The organism is Psychrobacter sp. KFRI-CH2-11, assembly GCF_038239325.1.
GTDB lineage: Bacteria > Pseudomonadota > Gammaproteobacteria > Pseudomonadales > Moraxellaceae > Psychrobacter > Psychrobacter celer.
In genome coordinates this window covers 2,140,568-2,161,908 of the sequence record NZ_CP151283.1, presented here as the reverse complement: position 1 = coordinate 2,161,908, position 21,341 = coordinate 2,140,568, and the positions used below count along the sequence as shown (strand labels likewise).

At 48.2% G+C, this 21,341-nt stretch carries 17 protein-coding genes; 4 read left to right on the top strand and 13 right to left on the bottom strand.

Going from position 1 to position 21,341, the window contains the following annotated elements; genetic code table 11:
* Positions 1-17: 17 nt before the first annotated feature.
* The 4 genes from AADH33_RS08880 to AADH33_RS08865 all read right to left on the bottom strand — a co-directional run bounded on the left by AADH33_RS08880 (position 18) and on the right by AADH33_RS08865 (position 4,771).
* Positions 18-1,094 (bottom strand): HpcH/HpaI aldolase/citrate lyase family protein, encoded by a 1,077-nt coding sequence (locus tag AADH33_RS08880; protein ID WP_348548664.1) that lies wholly within the window; start codon positions 1,092-1,094, stop codon positions 18-20.
* A gap of 373 nt (positions 1,095-1,467) precedes the next feature.
* On the bottom strand, positions 1,468-2,655 hold the full coding sequence (locus AADH33_RS08875) for a cysteine protease StiP domain-containing protein (RefSeq protein WP_348548663.1): 1,188 nt from the start codon (positions 2,653-2,655) through the stop codon (positions 1,468-1,470).
* A gap of 53 nt (positions 2,656-2,708) precedes the next feature.
* Positions 2,709-3,527, bottom strand: coding sequence for a hypothetical protein (locus tag AADH33_RS08870; protein WP_348548662.1), 819 nt, complete (start codon positions 3,525-3,527; stop codon positions 2,709-2,711).
* The gene (locus AADH33_RS08865) at positions 3,524-4,771 is read right to left on the bottom strand and encodes a phosphoribosyltransferase domain-containing protein (protein WP_348548661.1); all 1,248 of its coding nucleotides are present in this window, start codon (positions 4,769-4,771) and stop codon (positions 3,524-3,526) included. Before AADH33_RS08865 ends, AADH33_RS08870 begins: the two co-directional genes overlap by 4 nt.
* 836 nt (positions 4,772-5,607) lie before the next feature.
* On the opposite strand from AADH33_RS08865, the gene AADH33_RS08860 reads away from it, so the two are divergent.
* Both AADH33_RS08860 and AADH33_RS08855 read left to right on the top strand, forming a co-directional pair.
* Positions 5,608-6,333: a hypothetical protein gene (locus AADH33_RS08860; RefSeq protein WP_348548660.1), complete on the top strand. Its 726-nt coding sequence runs from the start codon at positions 5,608-5,610 to the stop codon at positions 6,331-6,333.
* Between the two features lie 131 nt (positions 6,334-6,464).
* Positions 6,465-7,211 (top strand): MHYT domain-containing protein, encoded by a 747-nt coding sequence (locus AADH33_RS08855; protein ID WP_348548659.1) that lies wholly within the window; start codon positions 6,465-6,467, stop codon positions 7,209-7,211.
* A 187-nt stretch (positions 7,212-7,398) separates the two neighbouring features.
* On the opposite strand, the gene AADH33_RS08850 is transcribed toward AADH33_RS08855, so the two are convergent.
* On the bottom strand, positions 7,399-8,523 hold the full coding sequence (locus tag AADH33_RS08850) for an ATP-grasp domain-containing protein (protein WP_348548658.1): 1,125 nt from the start codon (positions 8,521-8,523) through the stop codon (positions 7,399-7,401).
* A 423-nt stretch (positions 8,524-8,946) separates the two neighbouring features.
* Between AADH33_RS08850 and AADH33_RS08845 the strand changes: the two genes are divergently transcribed.
* Positions 8,947-10,194, top strand: coding sequence for a TerD family protein (locus AADH33_RS08845; protein ID WP_348548657.1), 1,248 nt, complete (start codon positions 8,947-8,949; stop codon positions 10,192-10,194).
* A 131-nt stretch (positions 10,195-10,325) separates the two neighbouring features.
* On the opposite strand, the gene AADH33_RS08840 is transcribed toward AADH33_RS08845, so the two are convergent.
* The 3 genes from AADH33_RS08840 to AADH33_RS08830 all read right to left on the bottom strand — a co-directional run bounded on the left by AADH33_RS08840 (position 10,326) and on the right by AADH33_RS08830 (position 12,560).
* Positions 10,326-10,934 (bottom strand): TerD family protein, encoded by a 609-nt coding sequence (locus AADH33_RS08840; RefSeq protein WP_075101067.1) that lies wholly within the window; start codon positions 10,932-10,934, stop codon positions 10,326-10,328.
* Positions 10,935-10,980: 46 nt separating this feature from the next.
* Positions 10,981-11,733 (bottom strand): TIGR00266 family protein, encoded by a 753-nt coding sequence (locus AADH33_RS08835; RefSeq protein WP_348548656.1) that lies wholly within the window; start codon positions 11,731-11,733, stop codon positions 10,981-10,983.
* A gap of 251 nt (positions 11,734-11,984) precedes the next feature.
* Positions 11,985-12,560 (bottom strand): TerD family protein, encoded by a 576-nt coding sequence (locus tag AADH33_RS08830; RefSeq protein ID WP_075101069.1) that lies wholly within the window; start codon positions 12,558-12,560, stop codon positions 11,985-11,987.
* Between the two features lie 312 nt (positions 12,561-12,872).
* Here AADH33_RS08830 and AADH33_RS08825 point away from each other — a divergent pair, with 312 nt between their 5' ends.
* Positions 12,873-13,532, top strand: a complete 660-nt coding sequence (locus AADH33_RS08825) for a 7-cyano-7-deazaguanine/7-aminomethyl-7-deazaguanine transporter (protein WP_348548655.1) — start codon at positions 12,873-12,875, stop codon at positions 13,530-13,532.
* A 348-nt stretch (positions 13,533-13,880) separates the two neighbouring features.
* Here the strand turns inward: AADH33_RS08825 and AADH33_RS08820 are convergent, their stop codons facing one another.
* The 5 genes from AADH33_RS08820 to AADH33_RS08800 form a co-directional block, all read right to left on the bottom strand.
* Positions 13,881-14,942 (bottom strand): DUF475 domain-containing protein, encoded by a 1,062-nt coding sequence (locus AADH33_RS08820; protein WP_348548654.1) that lies wholly within the window; start codon positions 14,940-14,942, stop codon positions 13,881-13,883.
* 235 nt (positions 14,943-15,177) lie between these two features.
* Entirely contained in the window at positions 15,178-15,753 is a 576-nt protein-coding gene (locus AADH33_RS08815; RefSeq protein WP_075101072.1) for a TerD family protein, read from the bottom strand.
* A gap of 258 nt (positions 15,754-16,011) precedes the next feature.
* Positions 16,012-18,309 (bottom strand): bifunctional 23S rRNA (guanine(2069)-N(7))-methyltransferase RlmK/23S rRNA (guanine(2445)-N(2))-methyltransferase RlmL, encoded by a 2,298-nt coding sequence (gene rlmKL, locus AADH33_RS08810; protein ID WP_348548653.1) that lies wholly within the window; start codon positions 18,307-18,309, stop codon positions 16,012-16,014.
* Between the two features lie 134 nt (positions 18,310-18,443).
* A complete protein-coding gene (locus AADH33_RS08805; protein WP_348548652.1) occupies positions 18,444-19,634 on the bottom strand; it encodes a mechanosensitive ion channel family protein in 1,191 nt (396 codons plus the stop codon).
* 158 nt (positions 19,635-19,792) lie between these two features.
* On the bottom strand, positions 19,793-21,289 hold the full coding sequence (locus tag AADH33_RS08800) for a dihydrolipoyl dehydrogenase (protein WP_348548651.1): 1,497 nt from the start codon (positions 21,287-21,289) through the stop codon (positions 19,793-19,795).
* Positions 21,290-21,341 lie beyond the last annotated feature (52 nt).

Below are 21,341 nucleotides of genomic sequence, written 5' to 3'. Positions count from 1 at the left end.
AGGACACGCCCCAATCTCTAGAGGCGAGCGCGATACTCGCTACTGCTATCATCTATCGCGCCAAATACCTCAGCGCGGTTGACGATCTCTGTCGCCCAAGCACGATGCGTGGCAGGCTCGAGCATGGTGTTATTGTACTTAAATACCGCTTTGGCCTCGCTATGCAGTATCGCTTGTGCTTCATCTAAGGTGCTAAGAGAGACGCAGTACGCCTGCTGCACCAACGCAATTTGGCTTGGGTGTATGACGGTCTTGCCGACTAAACCCAAGCTGACATCGCGAGTCAGCTCCTGCATAAACAGCGTTGGCTGATCTAGATACTCAAAGACGGGCGCTGTCAGATAAAACCCGTGCGGTACAAAGCAGCCGAGTAGCTGATAGGCCAGTGTGCCAATAGGGGTATCATAGACGATGCTGTTTTTTGGGCGACGTAAGCGCAGCGCGGCAAATAAGTCGTTGCCGCCGATACGTAGGGCAAAGACTGGCTGATTAAAGGCTTCTTTAAAGCCGATGGCCAGCTCTTGGTTGTGCCGCGGATTAAAGAGCGCTGCGGTCTCGAGCGTCGGCATCAGCAGCTGGGTACTGCTAATATTTTGACAAGCCAGTCGCCAATTGGACAGGCTATACATATCCACTTTTGGCAATACAAAACCATCGATAAGGTCGATATGAGCGTAGTCTGCGAGCTGTTGTAGCATCGCTGGGCTGCGCGGACGCACAAAGACCAAGGGGCGTGTCGGCAGCTGGGCGGGCGGCTGGGATTCTAGCGCCGCTGGTTTGCAGGGTTGATTGATCGTATCGACATGCTCAGCCCACGTATTTAGTAAGTCTTGTAAGCGCTCGAGTGCCAGCTCGACATCGCTATGACCGACAGCGTCCTCTAGACAGATGATAATACTATTAATCGTCGGTAGCTTGTCGCGTTTGATGACCTGCCAGATGTCTTGGCGCGTGGCCGGCATATACAGGCTAGCACCGAGCTGATAAGGGTGATGCGTATGCGGTCTCACCATGGCATGGCGCTCGGTGATGAGGTGGGCATAAGATTGGGTATGCGCGTATAGGTTTGATTGGTTGTTGGGTATATCGGACATAATGGGTATCGTAGTTGTGATGAATGAAAGGGTAAAACGTTATCATCGTCTCACTCAAAAAAAAACAATACAGGACGGCTGGTCTATGTTTATACTTCTCACACGATAGGCTGAGTAAGCAAAAACATAGACCAGCGCGGCGATGTTATTAGGATAGCGCTTTTTTAAACTGGCTTTAGCACGCGTCTGCAACGGAACTATGAGGTTAAAAATGAGATATATTTTTGTCCAGCTAGGGTCAGCTCAAAGCTCATATCAGTATATTAGCTAAGAATGAGACACCGTTTGGCATAAATACAGCCATTTTTAACCCGTAAATCACGAAAGTTGTCATTGAAGACACGCCCTAGTATAAGCGATATGACTATGTATATTAACAGTCGTCTTTGCTGCGTTGTTTGATAAGGGTGATGGCGTGATAGGGTAGTATTTTATCACCTAATACACTGATATGGATATCTCGCTCGTGACATAAATGTCGTAATAGTAGCGTATCGGGATGATCGGCGCAGGCCAGTAAGATACGCTCAGGGTCTCGGCGTAGTATCGCTCTGGTAGCCTCGGCAATGGTTGGCTTGATGCGATTGCGGTTGGTGATGTGATAGTCGGCGGCAATGCTATCGATTAAACCTGCGGTCCGATAGCGTGGCTGCTGATGCATCGGCAAGCATCGCATGGGGCGCTGGAGGGTTTGCCGCGCACGATCGATTTGCTCGATGAAGGCGAGGCTGTGATCGATTGCACGCAGCTCCTCATAAAACACGCTGCGGTGTAGTCCTGACTGCGGCTCGGTATACAAACTACGAGAAATCAGCCCCGACACAGTACTGTTTAATAGTCCCGATGGAATCAGCCAGTCCTCACTGCTTGCTGCCAGCCACGCCACCCCTGCAGGGTCGGCCAACGTCAGTAGGGGAACGACGCCTGCGCCTTGATGAAAAATATTGGCAAAGTGCGGCTGATTGGGTTGATTAAAAGGCCGCAAGCTGCGCTCAAGCTCTTGATAAATCGCGCCTTTGCCCGTCCAGCCATCGACAAAGACAATCGGGCTGCTTGGATGCGCGTCCAGTATCATTTGCAGCGCGACAGGGTCAAGCCCGCGATCTCGGATGATGCTGATACCATAATGTACACTAGGCAAGGCGTAGCTGCTATCGCTATCTGACCTGTCATCATCTGATAGGGCACGCTGCAATAACACACCAATCGGCAGTCCTGCTCGCACTAAGCTGACCAGTACCAGCGGCTGCTCATTATCCACTGTCTGCCCAAAGATATCGTGCAATGTATAAGCCAAATTAGCGATATCGCTTGCCGTTCTATCTGCACCCTGCGCTAGTGCCTGCTGATACAGCTGCTCATGCATGGCGGTCGGTGCCTGCTCTAGTGTCAGCATATCAGAGTAATGACGCTGGCCACTTTGGATCAGCGCTTCTTTTTGGCTGACAGGGACATCGGCGACTGCTTGTTTGTCGACGATGTCGAGTAGTACGGTAACATCAGAGGGCAGGTAACTGCCTGAGCCGTATTGTGCGAATGTTTGCATATTAGGATGGGTCATAAAGATAGTTACTTATATAAGCGATTGTCATTATTCACGATATCTACAGCCCGTTAGCGGCTAATATTGTCATGCATCTGACCGTGATTTGGCATGCCATACCAGTCCAGCAGCTGCAAAAATGGCAAATCGGCCAAGCTGTCCCCAAAGCCAAAGCTAGGACGCTGAGCATCTAGGTGCTGCGCTAATAAAAACTGCACGGCATGACGCTTATGCACCGCATGCGGTAGGATGGCCAAATTATTGGCATTCACATGGACATAAAAGTCTGTCTCAAAGCCGCGTATGAGCGTTGGCAGTTTTTCTGCCAGCGCTGCCAACGCCTGATGGTCTTTTTGGCCATGCTTGATCGCCAGATAAATCATCAAGTCCTGATGAGCGCTGCCACGCCCAAAGCGATCGCGATGCGCGGTAAACACTAGATGGCTACTGGTACTCTGCGCATGCTTGGCAAATACCGCGCTTAGCTGCGCCAGCTTGTCTTGCAGAGGCAACAGTGCGTCATACATATGCTGCTGCCATGCGCCTAGTGGCTCGCCATTAGGGCTTAAAATAACCGCGCCGTGGGTGAGTATTTGCCAGCTATCAAACGGCAGTTTTACCCGTTTGATTTCATGACGATCGCGGGCTGTGACCACTATCAGCTCAGTGCTGGCAAGTAACCAATTAAAGAACGCCGCTTGCCGTTGACTCATAAAACTCAGCGGCTCGCCTTGTTTGTTGACGGAGGCGCAGACCAAGTCTTCAGGCGCAGCGGTAGGCAGCTGCCATGCATCAATTTTGCGCTGAGTTTGAAATAGCGTATCGTCTAGATCCATAAGGGCGTAGGGCTTGATGATATGAGGGCTGGGCTGAAAAAACATCGTGCTCATATTTTACCACCTACTATCAATACATTGTCCAAATCTTGCCACATCTCATCGACGCTATCAGTCGCAGTTTCCACACACAGTACAATCAAGTCCCACGCCTTTGGCTCGACGTTATACACAAAGTTGGTCATGCCAAGACCATAATGGTCACGAAAGCTTAGCATCGTACTGATCGCGCCGCCAAGGGCAATCGGCGAGCGTGTCAGCGCGCCAAATTTGACGGTAGCCTGCGTTTGGCTTTCTAGCCACTCTGCCAACAAAAACGGCAACCAAACAAACTCATTACTGCCTAATACCAATATGCGCGCAGGCCACTGAGGCAGGCTAGGTGATACCTGCTCGCGAAAGCGTGTAAATACCGTTTGGAAGTGCGCTAAATAACGATCAAACCCCTTTGTACTATCGAGCGTTGGGAAGCGCCCCCAATTGCCGGTGTCACCTAATGGCTGGCTACCAGCTTCGGTGGTATCGACTGCTGGCATCGTAATCGGTTCAGGATTGGGGGCATCTGTCCAAGTCCACGCGCCAGACAATAAGTGATGGCGATAAAAATCAATATCAGGCAGACGGCTAGATATGGCGTCTGCGGTCTTTGTGGTTTCTTGCTGTTGATTGAGTGACCAATCAACCAGCGTGGTTAGATGCACTTGCTCTAACTGAATAAGTCCAGCGTGACGTAGGGCGGTGACGACATTGACGCAGGTGTTGCCTGTCGAGGCCTCGTCATCGACCATAATAAGCGTTTTACTCGCAAGTAATTGCGCTTGTGTCGCTTGATCTGCACTTTGGTAAATCAAGTGCTGGCTGGCGTGACTGTGATCTTCGCTAAAAGTCGTCAGCAGGCAGGCGCTGTCGTTAGGTGCGGCGTCAGCGCTATGCTGGGCGTGACGGGTGGAGTTGAGCAGTAGCGCGTTGGGGTAGCGGGTTTGCAGCGCTTGATGCACGCCTGCTGATAGGCCCACCGCCGTCTCCGCCATACCAATCACCAAAATAGGCTCGGGCAAATGGCTGGGAATCAACGTGGCCAAATCAGTAAAAGCGGTACGCATGGTGCTGGGAGCGACAGGAATATGGCGACCTAAGACTTTTGAGACAAACAAAAATGCGCGCTTAGGATTGATGCGCTGGGCAAAGCCCAATAAATCATTTAATTGATACGCTGCATTGCCGTTATGGCTATTGGTCTGATACGTGAGATCAAGGGTACCGCGGGGTAGCTCGATAGTGGTACGCTGCTTTGGCATTCATTTTCCTTTTAGAGTTATTCAAATATGCTTAGGTTTATAATTGATTTTTATACTGAAATTTTACACGGAGGCCTTACATTGACATACTTTATGTCATATGCGACTGGCATCCATTTTGCGCGGCATCAGCGCGTGTAAATTTATATAAGCGCTTTATTTTCGATTGATTGTAGGTTAACCATAGCCGCATGATAACTGAAATCAGCGGTCGCCGTTTAGGTTTTGTAGATATCTATGATGACAGTCGGGCGCTGTCATTTTTGGCTGTTTTTTGACCGTTTTTTTAACCAAAAAGCGAGCTTTTTATTGATCATGTTTCAGTTGTAATATTCACACATTTATTCGTCTTAGTCTTAGCGATTAATAAAGAAACCGCCGCCTATAAGGATAGCCACGATACCGTAAAGGTGATAATGCCTGATCTGCGTCCAGCATCCAATGATAGCAAATCCTCACCAAAGTCATGGTATTCAAGCCTTATGGCGATTTTTAAACAATGAACCCACCTTCCGCGTGAGCGTGTAGCCACCTATCGGATAATCTTGCCACTTATCGGTCAATGCCGGCTATCTGCTTGCGAGACAATATGTATTCATTGATAATGCAGCCAAAATTACTTCTGTAAAGTAACCAGATAGTAACGAGATTTTGAGCAGCTAATATATAAAAAACCATGTGTTCGCTGGCAATACTGCTATTGCTGATTGATACGTTAAAAAAGTCGCAAAACAGTTGTACGTCTGGCGATATTTTGGTGACCTAATCAGCGCTGCAGTTTACCAAAATAATTCAGCACGAAAAAGTTTGGCTGTATTGTTAAAAAGGAGTGAGTGTTGAGATTCTCTTGTGCACTAGAAACCGCCTCGGAACGCATCCGTTTGGTCAATGTGATTTCACCATTGATCAAAGCTGGCTATCAGCTTGTCTCACAAAGACAAGAGCCGTCAAGCAATGGCGGCAACATCATACAGGTGGTGGCCAAAAGCCAAGGCGCGAAGACACAAGCGGATTTGATCGCTGACTTGTCTGCCATCGATGGGTGTACGCTGTTTAAGCTGGAAATTGAGGAAGACGAGGCGGCGCCGGTGGCGACTCCGATACCATCGGCACCTACTGCACCTGCAATAGACGAAAAAAGCGTACTGGCCGTTATCGGTGCGCGGTATCCAGACATAGCCGAGGTGGTCACTCAGTACAAAGCCAGTCTGCCGGCCGAAAGACGCGTCAGTGCCATGTATGAGCTGGGCCGCAAGGTTGGCGGCGGTATCTATCAGCGTGACTATGCGCTTGGTAGTCCGCTCAAGATGTCTGCTGCCATCAGCCGCGAATTGGTGCCTGCACTCAAGGTTTTTTCTAAAATCAAGGCCCGTGACCATGCCATTACTTTGGTGAAATGTCCGTTTTGTCAGTCATCCGAGCATTCGCATTCAGGCTGCCATTTTGTGGTGGGGTATATAGAAGGCTTTTTGGCAAGCAACCCTGCGGTGGGCAGAGTGCGCGCAGAAGAAACCAGCTGCGGTGCGGGCAGTACCCATGTTTGCGAGTTTACTATCTGGTAAAAGTCACTCATGGGTCAAATAACACCTATGACAAAAAAGTAATGAGCGTCTCAAGTACGGCGACTCGTACACATCTTAAGTGGCTTAAATGGCTTGGGCTCACTGTTTATAAAAATGTAAAGGGCGAAAAAATGATAGAAGTTGAATATAACCTAATGTTGGTGCTTGTCTCGTATGCCATCGCTGTGTTTGGCTCGTATGTTGGTCTAAACTTGGCCATCCGAGTTCCGTCTGCTAAGCCTGGCAATGACTTGTACTTTTGGGTAGCGCTGTCTTCGCTTGCCATCGGTGGTGCGATTTGGTCGATGCACTATATCGGTATGATGGCCGTGGATATGAAGATGCCCGTGACCTATGATTTGGGTTTGACGATTGTGTCGATGCTGCTGGCGGTACTGTTTGTGGCGGTCGGTGTGGTCATCGTTGGCCGCGGTGTACCAAGTGTGGCAAAACTGCTTGGCGGCGGGATATTGACAGGTCTTGGCGTGGCCGCCATGCACTATACGGGCATGGCATCCATGCAGATGGACGCAACCATGTCCTATAACACCCCGCTTTTGCTCACCTCGATTGCGATTGCCATTGCCGCATCGATCGCTGCGCTATGGTTGGCCTTTAATCTGCGCGGCAATCTACAACGTTTTGGCAGTGCCTTTATCATGGGTATTGCGGTGTGCGGGATGCACTACACAGGTATGGCCGCGATGGAGATGCAAATGGCTCATACGGGTGAGGTGATGTCTATGGCGCATAGCAGCTCAGACGCTTTTATGTCATCGATGCTTATCTTTATCGGCTCGGCCATCGTCCTAAGCTTGCTGTGGGTCATTGCCTCTAAAAATGCGCCGCAAAAGGTAGCACTGGTATTTGGTGAGTGATATCTCATACTGCAGCCTGATGAGATTAGGGCGTGTCGTCAGCTCAATCAATTCAATTGAAGGCATGCTTTAAGCAAAAAGGTTTTTAGAGTACGCTCTAAAAACCTTTTTTTATGCCGCCACTTTTTTGATGTTGCCTAATTGTCTTTAAAATAAGGGTCTGCATCAAGGGTAATAGACGGCAGTTTTATTTAATTTTGACACTGGTCATCAAAGAGCGCACCTGACAGGGAGTGATTTGCTCAATGACGTCAGCCAGTTTGGGCTTGTCGCTCAGGCCCAGCCAATAGCCAAAGCCAATTTGAGTCAAGTCGACAGCGCTGTGCGCCGTATAGCCGATACCACCTGAGGGGCGGCTGTTGATCTCAAGGACACGGTGCTGACCGTTGCTATCGGCCTTGGTCTGGACGCTAACGATACCGTCGCAGCCAAAGGCGCTAATCAATGGAATCACCACTGCCATCACCTCCTGATCGTAGCCGACATGCTGAATTTTTCCTGTCTTATGGCGTGTAACGGCCGCCAGCACCTCACCGTATTCACACACCACATCGATAGAGTATTCTTGGCCTGATAGATAGGGCATCAGTAGCATAGGGATAGGGCGCTCATGCACCATCTGGCTATGGCTATATGCCTGCAAAAACTGCTTGGTGCTGATTTTTTTCTCTTCGGTAAAGTACAGATGCTCAAAGCTGTCATAAAGATCAGCTGCTGCCTTTCCGGTATCAAGCCGCCAAAACCCTTGGGCAAAAATACCTGTGACCGGTTTGACACACAGCGGCTGATCGCCGTATTTATCCAGCAATGCTTCAAGCTCGGCTAGGGTATCAAACCGCCACGCCTCGGCCACAGGAATGTCATGCGCCTGACAGTGCTGCATAAAGGCAAACTTATCATCGATGGACGCTAGGGCGTCGACACTGATGGCTCCTGTCAGTAGGCGGATGCCAGCCGCCGCAAACGCGTCGCGCTGTGCTTCGTAGTCTATGCTGTTGCGTCCAGTCAAAAGGACTTTGACCTGCTGCTGCTGGGCTTGTTCGAGTACAAACTGCCAGCGCGGCACATCAAAAGGAGGTGTTTGCTTAGGAACATCACTTGCAGACGTTAAAGGCTCACGATAGACCGTATCGGCCAGCGCAAAGATCTCCGGCCTATCATGGCGATGTGAGGCAATGATATGCAGTGGTGCACTCGTTTTGGTTTTTAGAGCTTGCAGGCTAGCGAGCATATCGCGCTGGCTGGATTGACCTTCAGCCAACCAGACGGCTAGGGGCGCTGAGTGATGAGTAGCGTTTACAGGGTTGTTCATGAGTCTCTCAGATGCTAAGGGTTAGGGGGTAATATCGTGATTCGATCGTCACTGTTTCTCAAGCACTTTATTATCAGAGCTTTATTTATCAGAGCTTTATTTATCAGCATTTTATGGCATAGGGATAGTGAGCGTACTTTAATATCAGTAGCACTGGGCTTATTTTCAACTGACTGCTACTATAGGGCAATGTATAAGGCGTGTCTTCGATTCACGCGATAGCTATCTAAACGGGCTAAAAATGGCCAAATTTTGCCAAACATCGTCAAATAGCGGGTTTATATCCCGATACTAACGGCGCTATTTTCCTTGTTTGACGGAAATTTATCTCATTTTTATCACCATTTTGAAATGCAGACACGCCCTAGTATGATCCATTAAGCAATAAAAAATAAGCATTATTACTTATAAGAAGGACAGAATATGAGCCAAAACCAACCGCAACAATTGGTGGCGGGTGCCAACGCGCCATTAACCAATGACCATATCAGTATTCGTATCATAAGCCAAAACGCGGTAGATTGCGCCGCTTATCGATTAACTAGCGATGGCAAGGTACGCGGTGATGGCGACATGATATTTTATGGCCAGACCCGCAGCGACGACGGCAATGTCAGCTTTCGCGGCCATGACAGCGATGGGTTTTTTGATATCAATTTGCCCGCCCAGCCTGCCAATATCGACAAGATTGCTTTGGCATTCTCTAGCGAGCAAACGCTGGCGCAAATCGGTGATGTGGATATTCAGGTATTGCAGGGCAGCCAAGTATTATTGACCTGCCAGCTAAATGGTACTGGCCGCTCCGAAAAAGCTATTATATTGGCCGAATGCTACCGCCGGCAGGGCAGTTGGAAGTTTCGTTTTATCGCGCAAGGGTTTAATGGTGGTCTCAAACCATTATCTGAGCATTTCGGGGTCGAGATTGCTGATGAAGCGCCAGCACCAAGCCAAGCACCGACTCAAGCACAAACGATCAATACACAAAAAACTAATCGACCTGCTCAGGCCACCCCGCCGCCGATACCCACCAATCCTACGGTAAATTTAAACAAAATCACCTTAACCAAAAATCAGTCTAGCATCAATCTAAAAAAACGCGACAATTTTGGCAAAATCGCGGTCAATCTCAACTGGAACCAGCGGCCAAATGCCGATCAAAAAACGCCCAAAAAAGGGCTATTAGGCGATTTATTTAAGCAGCACAAATCTGGCGGCATCGATTTGGATGTCGGTGCGATGATTCATCTAAAAAATGGCGAAAAAACCCTGATTCAAGCACTGGGCAATCGCTTTGGTAGCTTGCAGTCGGCGCCTTATGTGTGCTTGCGCGCTGATGATAGAACCGGGCAGGTGAGTGGCGGTGAATGGCTCGATATCAATGGCCAACAGTGGTCGCAGATTGAGGAGGTGTTTATTTTTGCCTTTATTTATGAGGGTGTGCCAAACTGGGCCCAAACCGATGGGGTGGTGACCATTCACGTGCCAGAGCAGCCACCGATTGAGACTCGTCTGACAGAAGGCACCGGCAACCTGCCTATGTGTGCCATCGCGCGACTGGTCAATCAGCAAGGCAGCATCAATGTCGAGCGTATCAACCAATACTTTAAAGGTCACCAAGAAATGGATAAGGCCTTTCATTGGGGCTTTAGCTGGAAGCGTGGACGTAAGTAAGACCTAATCCCAATCTTCAAGTATCAGTATTGAAGCATCAGTATTCAAATATCAATCAGCCCGTCTATGATAAATAGACGGGCTGATTTTTTGTAAACAAAAACAGTTATAGTAAATGGAAGTAGTACCTATTAAGCATGCGGGGTAATCGCAGGCATCAAGTCATGAAAGGTACGACCAGAGGCAGTCTCGCCGATGGCGTGCATCTTCCACTCGCCGTTATGACGATAGACCTTGGCCATAATCATCGCAGTATGGCCGCCTTGTGCGGATAAATTATAGCGAGCCACCTCAGCGTTGTTGCTGGCGTTGACGATACGGCAAAACGCATTTTCGACGGTCTCAAACGTCTGACCGGTAAAGCTATTGACCGTAAATACCAGTGACGTCACATTGCTTGGGACGCGCGCGAGATCGACGTTGATGACCTCATCGTCGCCGTCACCATCGCCAGTACGGTTGTCGCCTGTATGGACGATGCTGCCGTCTTTTGATTTTAGCTGGCTAAACCAAATCGCATCGACGGCTTGTTTGCTGCTGTCGAACATGATGCAAGAGGCGTCAAGATCGATAGAGTCGCCGCCGCTACCACCGCCAAACAATTTACCCAAAAACCCGCCTTTTTGTGCTTGAGGCCCTTGAGCCACATCCCAGCCGAGGCCCAGTTTGACTTGTGTCAGCTCGCCGCCCGCTTCTTTGCTTAAAGAGATTTTTTGCCCTTTTTGTAGATTAACTGCCATGAGATTGTCCTTATAATAATTGTGAGTAAAAACGAACAGCGCCGCGCTATAAGATATTGTCTAAAAAGCCACCACCGCCGCCGCGACCGCCTGAGCTAGTGCCTAGGATGCTTTGTAGCCAGCCTTGGTAGCTGGCACGGTTGCGTGAGCAGATGATGACTTTGCCGCTACCTGAGAAGTTTAGCACCATACCTTCGCCGCTGGTGACGGAGTTGATGATATTGCTCATGATGCCTTTTTTCTTACTGGTCGACACCGACAGTTTATAGTCTAAGTTTGAGTCCCAGCAGACCACGTGACCATTATCGATGATGACGTCTTTGTCTGGTGTCACCTCAATCTCAAACAGCGAGCCAAAACCTGATACTACCACTTGACCTTGGCCTTGGGTCTGCATCACCATAAAGCCGCCGGTATCGCCAAATACTGCGCCGCCAAGGTTGCGCTGAATATTGGCTCTGATATCGACGCCTGTTTGCGCGGCGACAAAAGCCCCATCACTGAGTGTGTATTGCTGCTTGCCGACCTCGATGATTTGCATGTCGCCATCTAGCGTTGGTGCAAGCAGGCAGTCTCCTTCGCCGCCCGTCGCTTCTATCTGCTGCTGAAATAGGGATTCGTCATTGGCAAAGCGGCGCATCAACGACTGCATCAGCCCGCCTTGTAGTTTGCCTTTTAACTCAAGATTGGACTCCATCATGACCATGGCGTTGGCTTCACAATAAATAGAGTCGCCCTTTTTTAGATTGCAGTGCAAAAAAGGCTCAATGGTACCGATTAAGCTAAATGTCGCGGCCATAGGGGGCAAATCCTTCTTTTAATCTTTTTGATAGAGGCGATGTCACAGGGGCTGATTAATAAAGCTTTGTGCTGCGTAATAAACATAAAGCCATCAAATGTGAAAAATGAACACACTTGATGGCTTATTTGCTGCCGCAGCCCTATATAGATGGTGACTGCGACGATGGAGGGTTTAACCCTTGATAGATTTAAACCATGATAAGTTTAGATCTTGATAAGTTTAAACCCAGACAAGGTTAAATGATGGCGTTATACATTTACGCCATAAGAAGCCGCTAATGGGCCAAGGCCGCCATTAAAGCCTTGTCCAACCGCGCGGAATTTCCAGTCGCCGTTGTGACGATATAGCTCACCAAAAATCATAGCCGTCTCGGTGCTACCGTCTTCTGATAGGTCGTAGCGAGCGATTTCGGCTTGTCCATTATCATTGACCACGCGGATATAAGCGTCGCCCACTTGGCCGAAGTTTTGGTTACGAGCTTGACCTTCATAGATGATGGCACAGATGGCGACTTTGCTGACATCCGCTGGGACATTGGCTAGGTTGATTTTGATTTTTTCATCATCGCCGTCGCCTTCGCCAGTACGGTTGTCACCGGTGTGCTCGACCGCGCCGTTGTCTGACTTTAGGTTGTTAAAGAAGATAAAGTCTTGATCATTACGGACTTTACCCGCTTCATTCAACAAAAAGCCGATGGCATCTAAGTCAAACTCTTGACCGTCGGTCGCACGCGGATCCCAGCCAAGACCGACTGTGATATTGGTCAAGCCTGGCGCTTCTTTTGATAAGTTTACGTTGCCGCCTTTTGTTAAGCTAATAGCCATATAAATATCCTATGAATTAATAATTAATGGATTTTGGTGTTATAAATCAAAAATAGGGCAGTCGTGACTATCTAAGCACAAAAGATCAATAAATCGACCTGTACGCCATATCCTGCCTCTCATTACGTCTAATATACTAAGCGATTGCTGAGTAAGCAAGGCGTATTTTGTGTGACTATACAACATATATCTTTCTGTCTACAAAAAAGTGAGATTATGACCATATCCATCGTCGTTTCGCTATTTATCTGATAATCATTTATAATAGCGCGCTCAGGTTCCCTCTACCCTGCTGTAAAAAAAGGCCGCTTTATGACTATTAGTACTGTTTTGACAACCCCGATCGAACCCATTCGCTATCGCCGCGCGCTATTTTGGCTGGTCAGCCTGCATATCTTTATCATCGCCAGTAGTAACTACTTAGTGCAGATACCTGTCGAGCTGTTTGGCTTTATCACTACATGGGGCGCCGTTACTTTTCCCTTTATATTCTTGATTACTGACTTGACCGTGCGTATCTTTGGTCAGCATTTAGCCAGACGTATTATCTTTTTTGCTATGATGCCTGCGCTGGTGATTTCTTATTATTTTTCTGTGGTGTTTTCAAATGGTCAGTTTATTGGTCATGAGCATCTGCTGGATTTTAATTTATTTGTCTTTCGCATTGTGTTGGCCAGTTTTAGCGCTTATGTGGTCGGACAGCTGCTGGATATCCAAGTATTCAATAAACTGCGCCGTTTGAGTATCTGGTGGGTTGCACCGCTCGCATCGACGTTTATTGGCAATTTGGTCGATAGCTTTTGCTTTTTTGCCATCGCTTTTTATAAAAGCCCAGACCCTTTTATGGCGTCGCACTGGGTTGAGATTGGTGCGATGGATTATCTGTTTAAGATAGTGATGGGCGTGTGCATTTTTTTACCGCTCTATGGCGTGGTGTTGGCAAAACTTCAGAAGATGCTGTCAGGGAAGTAAACATCATCAAAGATGGTGAGCACCTTAATGCCAGTAGGACGGTACCGGTTTTAAAATAGATTAACGATATAGTCGATTCTCAATAAAACAGATACATTATATGTCAACGTGGAACTGGTATAAATTTTCCTTGCGTGCTGTGCCTGCGCCGACAGAGGCTGCGTAAAATTTATTCCAGTCCCACTGTATCGTTTTTATACTGAACTCACTATATAAGGTTGGATATCACGCTAGATAATGAGCGAAGTCTGCAAGCGCACATAAAAAAACAGGTTATACCAATTGCTTGATATAACCTGTCATTTGCCCACTTAATGAAATCGAATGCTGACACTAAACACAGCTGCCTTATTCAAGTGCTTGGCGTTTACGGTAGTTGAGTGATGCCACAAACGCCCAACCAATAAAGGCGATACCGATAAGGCCAGTGATCAGCTCTGGCACGTGGAATTTCACCGACAATAGCATGATGATGGCCAAAGCACCGATGGCATAATGCGCGCCGTGCTCTAGATAGACAAACTCATCGAGCGTGCCTTTATCGACTAAGAAGATAGTCATCGAACGGACAAACATCGCACCGATGGCAAGACCAAGCATGATGACAATCACGTCATTGGTAATGGCAAAGGCACCAATCACACCATCAAAACTAAACGACGCATCAAGGACTTCTAGGTATAAGAAACCGATGATACCGCCTTTCATGATGGCGCTGGTGGCCTCAGATCCTGAGGTGCCGCCTTCGTGCTCTAGCTCTTCTTCCAAATCGCCCTCGAGCATACCTGATACCACTTGGACACCAAGATAAACAAGAATACCCCAGACGCCTGCGATTAATACCGCCGCTGATTGCTCAGCGCTGGCCCACGATACCGCAACCATCAAAACGATCAGCGCCACAAACACGCTCATGGCATCGACTTTGCCCAGCTTTACCAAACGGCTCTCTAACCACTCAAACCAATGCACTTCTTTATCATCAAAGATAAAGTTTAAGAACACCAGTAATAAGAAAATGCCACCAAAGGCAGAGATCTCTGCATGGTGCGCCAATAGTCTGGCTGAGTATTCTTTAGGATCGTTTAAGGCCAAATCGACCACTTGCATAACGCCAAGGTCAGCGGTGACGGCGACGATGACGATTGGGAATACCAAACGCATACCAAATACGGCGATTAAAATACCAACCGTTAAAAAGATTTTCTTCCAAAATTCGTCCCAGCCTTTGAGGACTGAAGCGTTGACCACCGCATTATCAAACGATAATGAAATCTCCATGACGGCCAAAATAGCAGTAATAGATAGGGTGGTTATCATACCGCCCATACCGCCGTGTGAATATCCCCACCATGCCGCGATTGCCAGGGCAATAATGGTAAAGATAAAGTCTAAATAAAAATGTCTCATGACACATCCTGTCTGGTTGCGTAAAGCTAAGGTCGGCCTATTATAGGCACAAACTGCAAAAAAGTGGTTATCGCTAACCACTTTTTATGGATAATTTTAAACGAAACCTAAAGTATTGCTAGTCGTTTGCCGATGAAAAATTGTGACTGTTTTGCAACCAAAATTTGTGCGTATCATCGTGTCTGACAGTGCGCTATGACTGTCTGATCGCTAGGGTAGAGGGTTATACTCAAAATTAGATATCGACGCCATATTGATGACACATCGCCTGCAAGCCGCCTGAGTAGCCCTGACCGACAGCGCGGAATTTCCATTCGCCATTATGGCGATATACTTCGCCAAACACCATGGCGGTCTCGACCGAGTAGTCTTCTGCTAAGTCAAAGCGAACGACTTCTGTGCCAGTTTCTTCATTAACGACGCGGATAAAGGCGTTGGCCACTTGACCAAAGTTTTGATTGCGTGCTGCCGCATCATGAATGGTGACCGTGACCACGACTTTGTCGATATCGGCTGGGACTTGGGTGAGGTTTACTTTGATGACTTCATCATCACCATCGCCTTCGCCTGTACGGTTGTCGCCAGTATGCTCCACTGCGCCATTGTCAGATTTGAGCTGATTGTAGAAAATAAAATCATGATCGCCGCGTACTTTGCCCGCGGTATTTAATAAAAACACACTGGCGTCCAGATCAAACTCAGCGCCAGAGGTAGCGCGCTCGTCCCAGCCAAGACCGATGAGCAGTTTGGTTAGGTTTGGGTCGGTTTTGGTGAGCGATAAGTTACCGCCTTTGTTCAGTGATAAAGCCATGGGATTGTCCTTATTATTAGGGGAGGGAGGCGCAGGATAAAAGCACGGGCTATGTCATGGCACATTTGAGTAGATTAAGCCGAGCAAAACCTATGATGGGATTGGTGTCTGGACAGCCTGCGCTTTTTCGCCGCGTAGTAGTGCTCTATCATAACAACAAAAAATGGCCCAATCAAAGCCGATTGGGCCATTGTGATATTTGCTACAAAACACTACGAAAGCTGGGCAAACAAGGCGGGCATAGGCCTTTTTTGTGCCTTAACGATGACGAATCTCAAAGCTTTGGTGGATGGGTTTTTTGATATTAAAATCAAAGCCGATGGTCTTTGGCGTGATATTGACAATATCGTAGCGCTCGCTTAGCTGCTCGTCCAACTCAAAACGGGTGAAGTTATTAGAAAAATACAACACGCCATCAGAGGTTAAGCGGTTCATGGCGCGATTGATAAGGGCGGCATGGTCGCGCTGCACATCAAAGGTGCCTTGGAATTTTTTTGAGTTGGAAAAAGTCGGCGGATCGATAAAGATAATATCAAACTGCTCAGTATTGTCCTTGATCCACTCAAAAATATCGGCGGCGACGAACTGATACTTGCTCCCACTGACATCCAGACCATTTAAGGCAAAGTTTTGCTTGCCCCAGTCGAGATAGTTTTGTGACAGATCCACACTAGTGACTTTTTTGGCGCCAGCGAGTGCTGCGTGTACACTGGCCGTACAAGTATAAGCAAATAAGTTAAGTACTGACTTGCCGCGACTGTTGGCTTTGATACGGGCGCGCATGTTGCGATGGTCGATAAACAGGCCGGTATCGAGATAGTCGGTAAAGTTGACATAAAAGTAAGCGCCATCTTCGCGTGCGATATAAAACTTACCGCGCTTTTCGCTACTGCCTTGCTTGCTGTATTGCTCATTACCTGATTGACGGGCGCGGGTTTTGATAAAGACCTGCTCGCGGTTGATATCAAACACCTCACGGATACCCATCAAGGCGAGGTTAAAGCGTTTTTTTGCGGTCTCAGGCGGGATGGTTTTGGGCGGTGCGTATTCTTGCACGTGCGCATAATCACCATATAGGTCGATGGCCACTTTAAAGTCGGGCAAATCAGCGTCATAGACACGAATATTGCTGACATTGTCTTTTTTGGCGAGCTTTTTGAGCTTGGCGAGGTTTTTTTGTAGACGGTTGATAAAGTCTTGCCCGCCCTCTACCGTGATGTCACGCTTCTCAAAACGACTGATCAGATGGCCTATTTGCCCAGCGATAAGGGTCCCATAACGAAAATAAACCGTAATGGCACCGTTGTGGCAGCGTAGGGTTTTTGGTTCTTTGATTGGTAAGATATCGACCTGCTCGACATTGGCGGCCAGGATGCCAAGCATTGGATTAATGCCACTACCTGCAAAGCTGTCTTGCAAAATAAGCCCGATTGACTGGTATAAAGGTTTGATAATGTCTTCATCGCCCAAACGCTCGCCATAAGGTGGGTTGGTAATGACAAGCGGGTTGCTTAAGCGGCCATCATCGACCAGCGGCTTTAGCACACCGCCTAGCTGGTTGAGCGCGCGCGTCTCGATATCAAGCAGCGGCAATAGTTCTTGCAGCCCTGCGGCGATCAGGTTTTTTTCTGTGGCGAGTATCGCACCGCTATCAGCATCAAAACCCAAAATCAGCGGCAAGGTGTCTGGCTGCTCTTGAGCAATGGCGAGCGCCTCGCGAAAACGGTTTTGGGCATCCTCAATCATCTGCTGCCAGAGCGCATCATCATGATGTTGCCATTCATAAAATCCGAATTGATTGGCCGCTTTATCGATACCGACAGCATAATCACAATGCATCAAGAGCGCTTCGATAATAAACGTACCTGAGCCGCACATAGGATCGATAAGAGCGTTATAAAAAGGCGCGTTGCCTGCGTCGTTTTTCTTATGCCAACCTGCGCTATAGAGTAGCGCTGCGGCTAGGTTTTCTTTTAAAGGCGCGTCGGTCATGGCCACACGATAGCCACGGCGATGCAAGCTGGTACCAGATAGATCTAGATACAACTCGGCCTGCTTGTCATTGACAGTAGCAAACACAGAAAAGTCTGGGTTTTTGCTGTCGACGTTGGGGCGGCTGTCATATACTTCATTGAAGGTATCGGCGATGGCATCTTTGATACGCAGCATTGCAAACTGCTGACTGACCGCCACGCGCTTATCGACAGACAGACGGATGGCAAAGGTTTGCTCTAAGTCAAACTGCTCAGTCCAGTTGACAGATTTTGCCAAACCATAGAGCTGCTCGGCCACATCATATTCGGTATTGATGTTTTTGCGTTTGATTGGCAGCAGTACCCGTGAGGCCACGCGTGACCAAAGACAGATGGTATACAGATCACGCAAGCCGCCAGTGACGGTCAGACGACCGGTGCTTTTGATATCGCTTTGAATACCAAAGCTGGTCAGCTCAGTCTGTAGCGGCGCTTCGAGCCCATCGGCACAGGTAACGATAAGCTCAAGCGACAACGCTGGCGAAGATGCTGTGGAAGATGCTGGCGAAGTGGTTTCGGTCATACGGATACCTGTGGTCTAAAAGGGTAAATGAGGCACATCAGCAATGGCGATGTTTAACCCGTGATTTTATCATATTTCCAGGTAGGATGGTTTAAAGTGGTGGGTATTGAGCAAGATAGTCGCGTCTTTACTTCTCATTTTTTTGTCAGGGGTTGCGGCTCTGATGACTGTGATACTACCTGCGTGGTGGTGGCAAAGGGCTTGGTGGCGATAGGATAATCGACGTCCTTTGGCATCAGCAAACGCATATGCGGATAAGGGGTAGAGATGTGGGCAGCATCGAACGCGCGTTTGATGTCCTCTTTGAGACCTTCTTTGATTTTGGGCATACGGGCGACGGCAGCAGGTTTTACCCAAAAACGCACGATAAAGAAAACCCCGTATTCACCAATTTCATCGACTGTGGCTGAGGGCTCTGGACGACTGAGCACCACATCGGTGTCACTGAGGACCTGTAGGATCTCTTTGCGAGCGGTATCGATATCGTCTTCAAAGGCGATACGCACACGAATATCAAACCGTATAAAGTTTTTGGAGGTTAAATTGGTCACCTCAGAGGAAGCAACATTGGAGTTTGGGATAATGACGGTGATGTTGTCCCGCGTCAAGATATGCGTGGTACGCAGGGCGATGAGTACCACCCGGCCTTCATTTTCATTGATATGAATCCAGTCACCCACTTGAAACGATTGCTCAAGCAAGATGGTGATGCCAGCGATGAAGTTGGCAAGGGTGGACTGAGCGGCAAAGCCTACCGCCAGACCGACGATACCGAGACCGGCGACCAGTGAGACGATATCAAAGCCAAACTGCGCCATGACACTGGCCAGACCTAGCACCAGTAGCAGCACAGACAAGATGTTTTTTAGTAGCTGCTCTATCGAGGCATTCAGACCATAATGCTGCAAGACTTTGTGAATGATCTGCCCAGATGAGGTCCAAAGCACATAATAAATACCTGCCCATGTGCTGGCCTTGGCAGTGGCCTTGATGGTTTCAGGCTCAAAGTATATCTGACTCATAATGGCAATCAAACTTGCCACAATCCAGATATAGCGCAGTACTGAACGGACAATCTTGGTGCGCCGCTCATTCAAGTGCAGCTTTGTTTTGCTCTGCTTGAGAATATAAATCGCCAACCAATAAAAAGCCCCAAGTACCGCAAGCAAGATCAAGATTTTGATGGCAGTACTGGCCAAATCGACCACCTGTGAGGACCAGTCGATTGACTCTTCATCAGCAGAGCCGCCAAGCGCCAGATAAAGACTAGTATGCAGATCACGAATGATCTCTTGAAAAAAATCGGTAATACTAGCGATTGGCATTTTTTGGTCCATGCAGTGATGAGTACATGTAAAGGTATTAAGTTACCTGAAATTAGGGAGGCAAGCAAACACAAGATACGCCCTGATCGCCTGCAATGCTACCTTTTTTATCAGGTTTTTTATGAGGGCGAGTCCTTCCTGTAAAACAGTCCAAATCCTTAAAAGCTGTCTTCTTGCGTATCGTGGTACTGATAAGGGATTTCCATCTTGTGCTGTACATCGCGTAATGCTGTCCGTAGTCCTTCTAATATCGTAGGGTGATAAAATGGCGTGTCGAGCATGTCTTTGATATTTAAGTCATTGGTAATGGCTGTCGCCAAGATATGACCGATATACTCAGCATCAGGGCCAATCATGCTGGCGCCCAGTATTCTGTCGGTTTTTTTGCAGCCGTAGATATGGAGCAAGCCACAGTTGACTCCCATCACTCGACTACGACCTTGATTGTCAAAACTGACGCGGCCGATGACGTACTCTAACTCTGGGTCTTGTTGGATTTCAGGAAGCGACATGCCGACGTTGACGATCTGAGGTGAGCAAAACACGATAGAAAAAGGCAGGTCAGGCGGACGTATATAGGCGTCTTTTTCATTGCCGCAGATCATGTTGCCTGCGCTGTAGCCTTCATCACTAGCAACGTGTAACAAAGGTATGTGTGCATTGGCATCACCCACGATATAGACGTTTAAGTCGCCAATTTGGCCGGTTTTTATACTGAGGTTTTTTGGTCGGTTTTTATCATCAAGCTCAACGCCCAAGTTTTCAATGCCTAGCTGCTTGATGGTATTGCGTCGACCGGTGGCGACCAGTACGTATTCGCCTTGCCACTGGTGCGCTTCGCCGGCACTGTCTTCATAATTGATAAATGCGGTTTGTTCTGGATGGTCTTGCGTATCGGTATGGCGTGTACCGACGTCTTTAATATCGCTACCTAGGTGCATGGTCAGCTCATGACTCAAGCAATCAATGGCTTTATTGTTGATGTCGTCGTCTTTGAGACCGGCTACGCGCTTGACACGATTAAATAGTGTGACCTCGACGCCCAGTCGAGTAAAGGCTTGCGCAAGCTCAAGACCGATGGCACCTGCGCCGACGACGGCCAATGATTTGGGTAAGTCATTGAGCTCAAAGACGGTATCAGAGGTGAGCAAGGTCGCACCCAGCTTATCTGCCCAGCCGTCTGGGATAAATGTCGAGCTGCCAGTGGCGACGATGATTTTTTTGGCGTCGATTAGTTCGTTATTGACTTCGATCAGACCTTGCTGGTTGATATAAGCGCGACCATCGATTTTTTTGTCCTCAGGCCAGCTCTCGACTTGTTTTTTGACATAGCTGGCAAAGTGGCTACGCTCCTCACGGACGCGTTCCATGACCCGTTTGCCATCGATTTGAGCGGTGGCATGCACCCCAAAGTCTGCAGAGTGATTGGCCTCATGGGCGCGGTCTGCAGCAGCAATCAATAGCTTGCTTGGCATACAGCCGACTTGGATACAGGTGGTGGTCCAAAACCCTTCATTGATAATAACGATGTCATCACGGGTTTTGCTGGCTTGCCGAAAGGCATTTTGACCAGCTGTGCCCGCGCCAATCACAGCCACCGATACGGTGCGGGTGATTTTTTGATCGGCACTATCAGTATTAGACGGTTTATTCATAGTATTCTCAAGTGTTAAGAAATGATTATTTAACCTAGATATCACAGGTGAT